We start from the raw sequence: 13,791 nt of genomic DNA, 5'->3' as shown, positions 1-13,791 counted from the left end.
TTTTTTTTTTTTGAGAGTCTTACTAACAACATAGGGCTATTTTCTTATTGGACCCAAAACAGAGTTTTGGCTCTATACGGGCCTGATGCAAGGATAGACATAAGATTGCAGTGTCCAAATTTTCCAGTTTCATTTAAAGTGCCACCTTATCAAAATTGTCTGGAGTTGGTTAAAAGTGCCTTCGTCTATGGTTCCTGGCCTTGCTTCGGAGTTTTTTGTGTGTTGGTCTAAAGTAATTTAATCCTTATTGCCGTATCTTTGACCTTCCGGAAACAAACAGCACCACTGCGAAAACGACTACTGCTTTTCCTGTTAATTTACTGAATATTGGATGTCTAAGTTCATTGACCTGCTTCTGCGTGGCATGCCTATGTTAAAAACATGGGCTCATTTTAGGTGCGTTTGCATGGCTTTGAGGCGCTTTGAGCCCGCATTGCGCGTTGCGTGCGGCTTCTCGCTGATTTTGCTGGTAATGGTGCCGAACATCAACCTCCGGGCTCAAAGCTTTGTCAATATCGCTGACCAGCAAGGATTGTATCACAGTCTTCAAAGCACCGACAAATGGGGAAGCGGGGTTTGCTTTTTCGATTTTAATAACGATGGCTGGGATGACATGGTGCTCACGCAGGAATTCGATAGTATTTCTTTCTTTCTTAACAATGCAGGGCAGTTCGAAAAGATTGAGGCTCCTATACATGTAAATGGCAGGAATAAGCAGTTCCTGTGGGTTGACTTCGATAACGATGGCGACTATGATATCGCGCTGAGTACGCGATTCAATAACTTCCGGCTGTATGAAAACATCGGCAACTTTGAATTCGTGGACATAACAACCAGTGCGGGTTTAGAGAATGTTGCTGCATCCAACTACGGTATTTCCTTTGGTGATTACAACAACGACGGGTTTCTGGATTTGTACGTATGCAGGTATGGTGGAAGCATGGATCCGCCAACTACCCAGATTGTGAATCTTCTGTTTCGGAACAACGGAGACGGAACTTTTACGGATGTGACATTTCAGGCAGGTGTATCTGATGGAAATCAGCCTTCATTTCAGGCTGCCTGGATTGATTACGACAAGGATGGATGGCAGGACCTTTACGTAATCAATGATAGAGGTGCCTGGAATAATTCGCTCTACAGAAACAACGGAGACGGTACTTTTACAAATGTGGCCCAACAGGCAGGTGCCTTGTTTGCAGGAAATGATCCGATGACCATTTCCGTGGCCGATTTCAATCACAATGGCTGGCTGGATATTTTCATGACCAACACCGGAACGGGAACCCCACCCAATCAAAAACTTTCAATGCTCTTGAAAAACAATGCTGACGGAACATTCACCGAAGCAGCCAATGCATACGGAGTGGATTTCGACCAGTTATCCTGGGGCGCAACCTGGATAGACTATAACAACGACACCTATCAGGACCTGTACGTTTGCACAGGTAGAAGCAGCAATTTTTTTCCGTTGCTTCCTAATCACTTCTACTTTAGTGAAGAAGGGCTTTACTTTTCTGATTCAACGAGCGTATTTTTGGGTGATCATGTATTCTCAAGTTTCGCAGTTGCCAAAGGCGATATCGACAACAATGGATTTGCCGACCTTGTGGTTCAAAATATTGAGGATGCAAACTTTCTTCTTTGGCAGAATAGCGGAAATGAGAACAATTTCCTCAAGGTTACCCTGCAAGGACAGGTGTCCAACCGGATGGCAATTGGTTCATGGGTCTATGTGCACGCCGGAGAGCAAACCTTTACGCATTATACCCTTTGTGGTGAGAACTATTTATCTCAGAATTCCCAGCATCATATCTTCGGACTTGCAGACATAAACCAGGTTGATTCTGTGGTGGTACATTATCTGAGCGGTCATAAAGATACCTACTATGACCTTGTTGCAAATGAGCACTATTATTTCACAGAGGGCGATACCTACAAAGCAGTTATTGATACTTCCGGGCCTTCCACATTTTGTGAGGGCGATTCCTTGATTCTTTGGGCGGGAAGTCACCAGGCTTACCTCTGGAACACGGGAGACACAGCTGAGTTTTTGGTTGTAACGGCCCCGGGTAGTTATGCTGTGCAGGTATGGAATGAGTACGGCGTTTCAGCATCCTCAGACGTGATTCAGGTGTCAGTTTTAACAGCTGATGAGGTTAGTGTCAACGTTACCCATGTAAGTTGTGCCGGAGGTGGGGATGGCGAAATCGAAGTTCTTCTGGGTCAAGGTGATATTGTTGATATTGAATGGTTGTCGGGTCAGTCGGAACCAGTTATTTCTGGTTTAACCAGTGGAATCTACTCCTTTAGTGGCTTTGACCTGTCTGGCTGCCCGGTGAGTGGAAATGCTACAGTTGGCGAACCTTCTCCACTTCTTGCAGATGCGGTGGTTTCAGATGTTAGCTGCCACGGGGATTCAACAGGAAGCGCCTATTTTCAGATTACGGGTGGAGTGGCTCCTTATGTTGTTGATTGGAACGTAGTGGATAACCAAAATATTCCTGCCGGTAATTATGTTGCAACCATAACAGATGCAAATGGCTGTGAATTAAGTTTCCCGTACATTATTAATGAGCCTGATCCGCTTCTGCTGGATATCTCTGTAGATCAAATCCCGGGTACATCAAACTACTGGAGCGCACAGGCTAGTATATCTGGTGGCGTACCCCCCTATTCTTTGGTTTGGAGCACCGGTGCAGTTAATTCGTTGTTGGTAGATAGTCTTATTCCGGGAAGTTATTATGTCGCGGTGCAGGATTTTAACAACTGTACCGACACGGCTTATTTCAGTGTTGATGGTTCAACCGGTATTGGAAGCCCGGATAGTGAAGAATGCTTGATTTTTCCGAACCCTGCAAATAACACAGTATTCCTGAAGAACTGTTTTACAGGCACGGCCACCATTCGAATGTTTGACCAATCGGGTCGGGCGGTACGTCACGCAACTTTATTAACCCATGGCCAATCTCTCAATGTGTCGGAATTGCCGGATGGTTTGTACTTCGTCCACATTTTGTCCGGAGCAAGCTCTGTTGTGCGCAAGGTGCTAATTAGTCGTTAAAAGCATGCCAATTCTTAGCTCTGGTCATTCGAAACATTTTTGCAATCAGCTCGTAACACCGGAATCATGATTAGGTACCCATTCAGAATCTTGTTCATCATATTGGCCTGTGCCAATATTTCCGTGGGGCAACAGTTTGCAGATATTGCCAATCAGCTTGGTATCAATCCGCAGTACAACAGTGCCAATAATTGGGGAGCAGGAGTGTCTTTTTTTGATATCAACCAGGACGGCTGGGATGACATTACCTATGCCAGGGATTATGACTCACTGTTGATATATTTCAATCATGAAGGTGTTTTTACAAGGCATGCACTTCCCCTGCCGGATTCGGGAATGTTGAAAAATGCTTTATGGGTTGATTACGATAACGACGGGCACTTTGATCTTTTTCTGTCATTTTTTGAGGGCAAATTTTACTTGCTCAGGAACAACGGAAATTTTGATTTTACGGATGTAACAGATATGGCAGGCCTTTCTAATTTGCCGGCATTCAACTACGGGGTTACTGTAGCGGATGTAAATCGGGATGGGTTTCTCGATATTTATATATCCCGTTACTCTGGACTGCCGCACCATCCCTATCACCAAAAATATAACTTGCTCTTCTTAGGTAGCAGTGAGGGCGTTTTTACAGATGTGACTCTCGAATCCGGACTCAACAATACTGTGCGTCCAACTTTCCTCTCGGTAATCTTTGACTACGATATGGATGGTTGGCCCGACATATATGAGATTAATGACCGTACATTGTTTGATAACATCATGCACAAAAACATGGGAAACGCTATGTTTTCCGATGCAACAGCCGAATCTAATTCCTCTTTCGCCCAAGGGCATCCCATGACTGCCACGGTGGGAGACTATGACAATGATGGATTTCTCGATGTTTTTATGACCAATTCAACGTATAACCCATCACTGGATGTCACAACCACCTTGTTGAGAAACAGTGGTAACGGTGCGTTTTCAGATGTTTCGGGAGATGTAGGAGTTGCATTTCATGAGTTTTCATGGGGTGGGTTGTGGATGGATTACGATAACGACGGCCTTCAGGATTTGTACATTGCTACCTCACCCATTGTACAAAACGCTCCGGTATATAAAGACATCTTCGTGAAACAACTTCCGGATCATACCTTTGAGCCAGACAGCACGGTATTCGGTAATATGCTTGTGCAGCGCAACTATTCCGTGGCCCGGGGTGACCTGAACAATGATGGTTTTTATGACCTCGTTACGCACTCCATAGCCCCCTATCAAAGTAATGTATGGCTGAACAGTGGAAACGAGAACAACTTTGTTAAGATTACCATTAAGGGTACCATTAGCAACAGGATGGCCATAGGGTCATGGATAAGGGTTTTCTCAAATGGTCAGCAGTATACTCAATATACCATGTGCGGAGAAAACTATATCTCGCAAAACTCCCAGCATCATATTTTCGGATTGGGCAGTGCTTCTGCAGTAGACTCCGTGCACGTTGAGTATCTGAGTGGCCACACAGACAAGTACTACAACCTCGAAGCGAATCAGCATTATTATTTTCAGGAAGGCGAAACGCATACCGTGTCTTTACTGGGGCATCATCAACCGAATGAAATTTTATGCAGCGGGGATAGCCTGGTTTTGTTTTCTAGCGGGAATCATTTCAGCTACCTCTGGAACACCGGTGATACCACCCAACATATCACTGTAAGCCAAAGCGGCCTTTACCACCTTACTACGTGGAATGAATTTGGTTTACACGCTTTATCAGATACAGTTGAAGTAGTAGTGCTACCCGAAACAGAGGTAACTCTCAATGTTTCAGGAGTGGTTTGTCCCGGTGAATCGAATGGCATAATCCAATTGCTAGCTTCAACCGGAACACCCCAACAGGTCATTTGGAATCACGGAGCTATGGGCACTCTACTGGATGGCTTAAACGAAGGAGTGTATTCCTTTATAGGGCTCGACAGTGCCGGCTGTCCTATTGAAGGCAACGTCTATGTGCCGGAACCCCCTCCGTTTCAACACTCCATCAAAACAACTGATGTGTTGTGCTTTGGCGAAAGTACCGGGGGCGCAGCACTTTCCGTGACCGGAGCAACGCCTCCTTACAGCATAGATTGGGGAGACTTTAATCCAACGCAATTACCGGCTGGGAATTTTGAGGTTTCAGTAACAGACCAGAATAATTGCGAATGGGTGCTGAACTTTACCATTGATCAGCCTGATCCACTGATAGCAGATGTGAGTACCTCACCCTCCGCAGAGGATGAAGCGTCCGGCTCTGCAGAACTAGATGTTTCAGGCGGAGTTCCCCCCTACTCGGTTGAGTGGAGCAATGGGGTCATTGATTCGTCTTCTCTGGATGCTTTGCCTCCTGGAATATACCACGTGTGGGTGACGGATAGCAACCAATGCGAAGTCTTTTTGGAGTTTGAAATTGATGCCACCACCCATATTCAACCCGGGCACATGCCAACGTTGAGTTTATACCCAAACCCAACAAGGCAATGGGTGTGGATACAAGGCTGTAAAAATCATATGATTGATTGGGTAGTGCATGATGCCACGGGGCGCATCGTATTGCACTCCAGTGGTATTTCCTGTAACGAGCCGATTGATGTAAGCAAGCTTTCGCCGGGCATGTACACGATTCGGATTTCCCGTAATCTAGAGATGGATGTCTTTCGTGTCGTGATTACGAGATAGCAGGCAACCTTTCACCTTCTTAACGTTCTCAAAACAAGGATAAGCAATTGCATTGTTTTTCCTTACCTGCAAGCCAACATGTGTACGACCAACTATGAAAACAACAGCCCTCGCCTGGGCATTATTGTGGGTGTTGCTCTTTCCAGGTGTCTCGTTCACCCAGGAGCAGTTTAGCGATATTTCGGCTCAGACCGGCCTCAACTATCCCATCAACACGATGGGTGATGTACTGGGAACGGGCATTAGCTTTTACGACATCAATGGTGATGGCTGGGATGACCTTACCATCAGTACGGGCCACACCCCGCCGGCCATTTACATCAATAACCAGGGAAACCTGGATACAGCACCTTTCACTATCCCCAGTTTTGGGAGTGGTTATATTGTTTCAGTAGTTTGGGCCGATTACGATAACGACGGTGATGCGGACCTACTCATTACCCGGTTTCCGGGCCCGGTTGAACTCTGGCAAAACGATGGTAACTTCAACTTTACCAATGTGGCCTCCAGTGCGGGAATTGTGCAACTCAACATCAAGCATATGGCCGCTGCCTTCGTAGATTACGACCACGATGGACATCTCGACCTCTTTGTTACCACACACCCGCTGAATGAGCCTGCTATACCGGAAAATACCTGCCGTATGTACCGCAACAATGGCGACGGAACTTTTATGGACGTTACGCAGGAAACCGGCCTGGAAATGCCACCTTACCTGATGTTTCAGCCTGTTTTTCTCGATATTAATAACGACGGTTGGGAAGATCTGCTGATGATTGTGGATCGCACGGTTTTTCCAAATTACCTGTTTCTGAACAATGGCGACGGGACATTTACCGATATATCACAGTCATCCGGCATGGACCTGACCATAGACGCGATGTCGGGAACTGTAGGAGATTTTGACCACGACGGAGACCTGGATGTGTTCGTTGCCAATAATCCTGTTCCCTATAACATGCTCTTCAGAAACAACGGCGATCTGACTTTTACGGATGTATCTGCGCAATACAACGTGCAGTCGTTTAAAAGCTGCTGGGGAAGCTTGTGGCTCGACTACGATAATGATTCGTGGGAAGACCTTTTTATCACCGTGCAGAACGTTTGGCCCAATACTTACAAAAATGAGTTTTTCAGAAACCAGGGAATCGGACAACCCTTTGTTGATGTGAGCAGCTCAATGGGCATTGCACAGTTCCCTACACAGAGTTTTGTGGCTGCCATGGGTGACCTTAACAATGACGGATACTACGATTTTGCCGTTTCAAGCAGGTACCCCAACCCGAACAGACTCTACCTTAACAACGGAGGTAGTAATCACTATCTGTCCGTTTCGCTGCAAGGTGTGCTTGCGAACCGCGATGCCATCGGCACCTGGATGAAGTGCTACGCCGGCGGTAAGGAATATGTGCGTTTTACCCTGAGCAGCGAAAATCTGTTTGGACAGAACTCATCTAAGAAGATCTTTGGTCTTGGTCAGATTGCACAGGTAGATTCTCTGATATTAGAATGGAACTCGGGTACGGTTGAAAAGTATTACAACCTTAATGTCAATCAACACCTCCACCTGATTGAGGGTGCCAGTATGAGTCTTCCTTTTACGCCTGCGGTGATGGGGGCTACACAGTTTTGCCATGGCGATTCTGTGATGCTGGATGCCGGTTTATACGAGACTTTTTTGTGGAATACAGGTGATACCACCCAACAGATTGTCGTACACGAAAGCGGCATCTATTCGGTTGTGGTGACCAATACATTTGGTGCCGAAATCACTTCCTTTCCGGTGGAAGTGGAGGTATATCCTGCCCCTGTAGTGAATTTGCTTGTGAACCACGTAACCTGTTCCGGGTTTGCCAATGGAAGCGTGCTGCTCGATGTGAATACTGGCCCGGTGCAAGATGTGCTCTGGAATAATGGTCACACCGATGATTTTCTTAGCGAGCTGAGTGGGGGCGTGTACACATTTAGTGCGCTGGACACCAATGGTTGTCACGTTTCGGGTGCGGTGGCTGTTGCAGAGCCCCCACCGCTTATTGCCCAGCACAGCTTCAATAATGTGTTGTGTTTTGGTGAAGCAAACGGTACGGCTGTGGTCAATATTACCGGAGGCACACCGCCTTACAATATTGATTGGCAAGGTGAAAATCCGGATTCTCTCTCCATTGGTGTTTATACTGTTTTGGTGCAGGATAACAACCTGTGTGAGTGGAGTGCGGAGTTTGAAATTACCCAACCCGATTCCATCGATTTTTACCTCTTTATGATGCCTAACGCCGAGGATGCTGCACTCACAGATGTAGGCGTTTCCATTTGGGGAGGTACCCCGCCTTACGCTGTTAACTGGAGCTCGGGCCAAAGTGGGTTTATTTTGTGGGGGGTGGGCCCTTCAGATTATTCGGTATTGGTGAGTGACATGAATAACTGCCAGAAAGAACAGAATTTCACTATTCCCGGTCCCAGCTCTACCCATAACACGTTGGGTTCATCATGGCAGATTTTCCCTAACCCGGCCCGTGATTTGGTAAACGTTTCGGCACCACTCACAGGAAACCATGCTTATCGCATCTTGGGTGTCGCCGGAAAATTCATCCGCGAGGGGACGCTTGCATTTCCCCGGGCTACTGTTTCCGTTCGTGATTTACCTGCCGGAGTTTATTTTTTGCAAATCGCCAATCATGGCCAATGGCATTCCATTCAACTGGTGGTGAATGGATACTGACGTGTTTCAGCCTGGGCCAATGCATATTTGAGTACTGTTGAATTGAGGAAAAAAGGAAAAAACTGAATATAAGAGGCAACGGTTTTTTTTAAAGCCGTTTACCACGTGTAGCACCGTTGTTCGAGGTGTCATTTCTTAAAGCCTGCAAGCAATACTTAAGCGGATGATGAAAACGTCAACCTTATTGCTTTTGTGTGCTTGTTTGTGGGGTTTTCCGACAGGGAGTCACGGTCAACTCGTGGATGTTTCCGACTCTGCCGGTGTAGCTTACCAGATCAACGTCTCTCAAGGCTTAGATGGCGTGAGTGCATACGATTTCGACGGCGACGGCTGGGATGATCTCACAGTTGCGACCGGTGGTCCGGAAGTGCATTTTTACAAGAATGTAGGGGGAGGTTTTGAACCCATCGACCTTGGAATTACTCCATCTTCAACAGGCTTTGCCTCGATGGTTTTATGGGGTGATGTAAACAACGATGGTCATGCTGACTTGCTCATTACCCGTTTTTTTCACCCCATTGAAATTTGGATGAATAACGGAGACATGACATTCACTAATGTCACCGCCAACTCGGGTTTGTATGAGCAATATGGCGGCCACACCGGTGCAACATTTGCCGATTTTGACAAGGATGGTTGCTTGGATTTGGTCATCGCAAAGTTTCATACAGACGAAGACTTTCCGAATCTCACCAAAATTACCATGGTCTATAAAGGAAATTGTGATGGCACCTTCCAGGATGTGACCCTCTCCTCGGGAGTGGGGTATGTGCAGGCTCCTGTTTTTCAACCTGTTTTTTTCGATTACAACAACGATGGATGGGAAGACCTTTTTCTGATTGTTGACAAATACAACTATCCGAATCGGCTGTTCATGAATAATGGTGACGGCACTTTTACCGACGTTTCAGAGGAAACAGGAATGGGCGTTTACCTCGACGCCATGTCTGGTGCCATTGCGGACTACAATCACAATGGTTTTTTTGATATGGTGATAACTGATACAGAGGATATTCATCTCTTCGAAAATCAGCAAGGTCAGTGGTTTCAGTCACTCGGGGCTCAATCCGGCTTGTACATGAATTTTTCGGGTTGGAGTACCATTTGGATGGATGTTGACAATGTGGGGACCGAAGATCTTATTGTTCAACAAACCTCCACCATGGCTGCGCCTCAGGGAGGACTCTTTTTTCAAAATCATGGAAATGGTTCTTTTACCGATTTAAGTCTGGAATACGGAGTCAGGACCATGCTGTCAGAAGGGTATGCGTGCGCTATGGGCGATTTCAATAACGACGGTTATCCTGACTTTTTTCTTCAACCACGCCCACCATTCAACAGCCGGTTGATGCAAAATACCCCCAAAGAGAACAACTATTTGTCTGTTCAGTTGCAAGGTACTTTTTCCAATAGAGATGCGGTGGGAAGTCTGATAGTCTGCTACAATGGTGAGCACGTTATGCGGAGATATGTTCAAAGTGGCGATGATTTTCTTCGGCAAAACAGCATGCGAAGAATTTTTGGTCTTGGGCAGTCTGAAATGGTTGATTCACTCGAAATTTATTGGAGCAGGGGCTTGGTAGAGACGTATTATGATCTGGATGCCAACCAGCATCTGCATTTGATAGAAGGAGCAACCCTTCCCATCGAAGCTCAGATCCAGGCATCTCACAGTGAGATACTATGCCCGGGAGATTCAGTAATCTTATCAGCCGGTAACCACCATGGATATTTTTGGAGTGATGGCAGTACCGAATCTGACATTACCGTTTTTGAAAGCGGTACATATTGGGTAGAGGTGTTCAATGAATACGGTTTTTCGGCTGTATCCGACACGATTCACGTTTTTGTGGCACCCATCACCGTAGTTGAAGTACTGAAAACAGACGTGTCGTGCAACGGAGAACTTGATGGATTAGTTATCCTTGAGCTCAGTACCGGTTCACCACAAGAGGTGAATTGGTCGAATGGGGCCGCAGGTACCGAAGTCAGTGATTTGCCGGGAGGAACATATAGCTATCAAGGGCTCGATATTTTCGGTTGCTTTTTTGATGGTGCTGTTCACGTGTTTGAACCACCACCATTACAGACCATACTTCAGGTGAGCAACGTAAAGTGCTTCGGTGGTTCAGACGGTAAAGCTCAATTGTCGGTGGCTGGCGGCGTTCCACCTTATGAGTTTGAATGGATGGGTTCTAATCCGGATTCTCTGCCGGATGGAGAGTATTCAGTTCTGTTGACAGACAGCAAAGGTTGTGAAGTGTGGCATGACTTCTCAATCAGTCAACCAGATTCCATTGATTTTTACCTTTTTATGATGCCAAACGCAAACGACGCAGCGCTCACCGATGTCGGAATATCGGTTTGGGGAGGAACCCCACCTTATTCCGTGAACTGGAGCACCGGCAGCAGCGGGTTTATTTTGTGGGGTGCCGGCGCAGGAGATTATTCGGTTTCAGTGAGCGATAACCATGCGTGTCAAAAAGAAAAATCTTTCGCTGTGGAAGGCCCGGCTTCAGTGAATGACACCAATGGCCATTTGTGGCGCATTTTCCCCAATCCCACCCGTGATGTCGTTCACATCAGAGGTCCGTTTTCGGGAGAGTATGGATTCAGCTTGTTCGATGCTTCGGGCAGACAAGTGAAGTTGGGTTCATTTGCCTTACCGGAAGCCTCTTTGCAAATTTCCGATTTAGCCGCAGGGACCTACATTCTGGAAATATCCGGTACTGGCCAAACACACCGGTATCCGCTGATGGTCATTGCGAGATAGGCCGGAAATGAATCTGCGAAGCTAAAATTGCTTTACGAAATGCTGGAATCTTGCGGAAGCGGCTTCTTGCCCGATTGCACAATAAAATAAGCGCCCGCCAGCACAAACGGAATACTGAGCCATTGCCCGGTGGTGAGCGCATCGCCCAAAGCGCTTTCAAATCCTCCCTGGCTTTCTTTCACAAACTCAATGATAAACCTGAATCCGAAAATCAACACCAGAAAGCTCCCGAAAATCCGGCCCAGATACTGGCCTCCGCGGGCTTTCCAGTACATCCAGTAAAGCAGTCCGAAGGAAAACAAGTAGCTCAGCGCTTCATAAATCTGGCTCGGATGGCGCGGACGTAAATCAGGTGTTCCATCGGGCAAATACAGGTCAGCACGGGTAAAGATAAAGGCCCAGGGTACGTTCGTTACATCGCCCACAATTTCATGATTCATCAGGTTGCCCAAACGAATGAGCACACCGGCAAAAGCAACGGTAATGACTACGCGGTCCAGAATCCAAAGGATGGATTTTCCGCTCACTTTTCTCGAATAAACATAGAGCGCAAGGATGATTCCCACTGCGGCACCATGGCTGGCAAGTCCGCCCCTCCATACCTTCACGATTTCTCCCAGGTTTTGCGAGTAATAATCCCAGTCGTAAAAGAATACATGGCCCAGACGAGCGCCTACCACAGTTCCGATTACAACGTACCACAATACTTTATCCAGCCAGTCGAGGGGCACATTTTCGTGCTCAAAAATGCGCTTCAGCAGGTAGAAACCAATCATAAACCCGGCAGCAAACAGCAGCCCGTACCAACGCAGTTGAAAATCCCCGATTTCAAAAATCCAGGGGGTAACATTCCATTCAATGTAGTTCAGAACCATGCGCTGTTCGGTTGGGTTAAGCTGCGAAGATAACGGAACTCAACAAACCACAAACGGCTTTGCTTCTCAGAGCGGTCTCTGTTTTACACTCCACCTGCTTGCCGCTTTTTGGAAAAACCAGGCCGATGCCAGCAGCATAGCCACCACGGCCGGACTTCTGAAACGCGCGTCAATGGTAGAAAAAGAAGCACTGCCAATAACGATAGCAACCATCATCAACCACATGAGCGTTGTCATTTTGGGTTGAAAAAGGGATGTTGCAAAGGCTCCGAATGTTCCTGCAAGAAGTAGCATGGCCATGGCGGCGGATATGCCCAAAACCACCCATTGAATGGCGGTTAGCGAAAAGTAATGTGTGGTCATACCCCTTCCGGGAGCGAGCAATATACCGGCTGCGTTTTTTGCCCAAACCTGCGCAAAAGAAACCGGATGTTGGCCGATTACCCGGCGAATCTCGCTACGTGCTTTGGCCATGTATTGGTTTACCTCCTGAGGGTTCGACCAGTCAGTACCCTCGCTCCAGCCCCGATAGGTTTGGAAGTGCTTCTCCGCTTCATTTCCCTCAGCTTTGGCCAGCGTGGCCGGAACGCTGTAGTGCAGAGCCACCACGGTTGCGGCATCTGTTACAAACCAGCGGTTAAACATCTGCTCATTGCGAATCATCCACAGAAATACCAGTAAAACAAAGGGTGCTGCGGCCAGCCATGATTTTCGTCCTACTGTATGGTAGGCCATCATCATCGCAGGTATCACCAGCCACAAGCCCTGTCCGCGGGTAAGAGCAGCCACGCCAAAAAGAACACCTCCTGTAATGGTCCAGCCTTTTCGCAGAGAAAGGATACAGAGCAGCCCGCCGTAAAAAGTCAGGTTGAAAAGGGTCTCGCTCAGGTAGGTTCCTGCCAACATGATATCCAAGGGCATCCATGCCATAAACCACGAGGCTGCCAAAGCCCACTGACGGGCGATTCCTGTTCGCACGCCCAGGTGAAAGAGTACCGCAATCGTTGCCGCAGACGCCACGCATTGCAACAAAATCACCACCGGGTAGGCCAGCGTTTCTCCAAACAGGGCCAAAAAAAGCGGATAGCCTGGCAAGCGTATGCTTTCGGGAAAACCGGCCTCCACAAACATGGTGAATTGTCCGTACTTCAGCCAGTTCACGCCCAACAGGTAATAGTGGTTCGAATCGGTGAACCATCGCTGGGCATCATCTGTTACAAGCACAAATAAAAGTCTGATCAGCAGCGCAGTTAACAAAACTGCCGGGAGTCCACCGCGTAGGAGGAGAGCAACTGTTGGGCGAAGTATGCGGTGCATTGTGGTGCTAAGGTAACTAACCCTTGCACAAATTAATCTTTGTTTTTGGGTCGGGGTGGAACAGGGTCATAGCCGTGGGTGCCCCAGGGGTGATATTTGGTAATGCGTTTCACTCTCGGTTAAAGTGTCAAACGTAACAAAATCAAGAGAAAATTGATATGAAAAACCCCCAACGATTGCTCGCCGGGGGCTTCTCTATTGGTTTCAACAAACGCTGACAGATCCTCTCCGGACGCTGTCAGGTTTGTAGATTACATCACAATCAGTCGCTCGGTAGCAAAGCGCTCGCCATCCACAACGATGTGAACCATGTACATTCCTGTAGCGAGGTTCTTGTTGAAGT

The 13,791-nt window shown here is 47.2% G+C and carries 6 protein-coding genes; 4 read left to right on the top strand and 2 right to left on the bottom strand.

The genetic code is table 11. The annotated features are described in order from the left end of the window. Positions 1 to 331 precede the first annotated feature (331 nt). The 4 genes from EA392_13895 to EA392_13880 all read left to right on the top strand — a co-directional run bounded on the left by EA392_13895 (position 332) and on the right by EA392_13880 (position 11,256). The gene (locus EA392_13895) at positions 332 to 3,064 is read left to right on the top strand and encodes a T9SS C-terminal target domain-containing protein (protein TVR36975.1); all 2,733 of its coding nucleotides are present in this window, start codon (positions 332 to 334) and stop codon (positions 3,062 to 3,064) included. 66 nt (positions 3,065 to 3,130) lie between these two features. Next, positions 3,131 to 5,764, top strand: a complete 2,634-nt coding sequence (locus EA392_13890; GenBank protein TVR36974.1) for a T9SS C-terminal target domain-containing protein — start codon at positions 3,131 to 3,133, stop codon at positions 5,762 to 5,764. A gap of 94 nt (positions 5,765 to 5,858) precedes the next feature. Then, positions 5,859 to 8,483 carry a T9SS C-terminal target domain-containing protein gene (locus tag EA392_13885; GenBank protein TVR36973.1) on the top strand — a complete coding sequence of 875 codons (2,625 nt, stop codon included), beginning with the start codon at positions 5,859 to 5,861 and terminating at the stop codon, positions 8,481 to 8,483. A gap of 163 nt (positions 8,484 to 8,646) precedes the next feature. Continuing rightward, positions 8,647 to 11,256 (top strand): T9SS C-terminal target domain-containing protein, encoded by a 2,610-nt coding sequence (locus EA392_13880; protein TVR36972.1) that lies wholly within the window; start codon positions 8,647 to 8,649, stop codon positions 11,254 to 11,256. Between the two features lie 32 nt (positions 11,257 to 11,288). Here the strand turns inward: EA392_13880 and lgt are convergent, their stop codons facing one another. Then, positions 11,289 to 12,131, bottom strand: coding sequence for a prolipoprotein diacylglyceryl transferase (gene lgt, locus EA392_13875; GenBank protein ID TVR36971.1), 843 nt, complete (start codon positions 12,129 to 12,131; stop codon positions 11,289 to 11,291). A gap of 66 nt (positions 12,132 to 12,197) precedes the next feature. Continuing rightward, entirely contained in the window at positions 12,198 to 13,448 is a 1,251-nt protein-coding gene (locus tag EA392_13870; GenBank protein ID TVR36970.1) for a hypothetical protein, read from the bottom strand. Between the last annotated feature and the right edge of the window lie 343 nt (positions 13,449 to 13,791).

It is taken from the genome of Cryomorphaceae bacterium, from assembly GCA_007695365.1.
In the GTDB taxonomy this organism is placed as follows: Bacteria; Bacteroidota; Bacteroidia; order Flavobacteriales_D; family SKUL01; genus SKUL01.
This window is presented reverse-complemented; position numbering and strand designations above follow the sequence as displayed.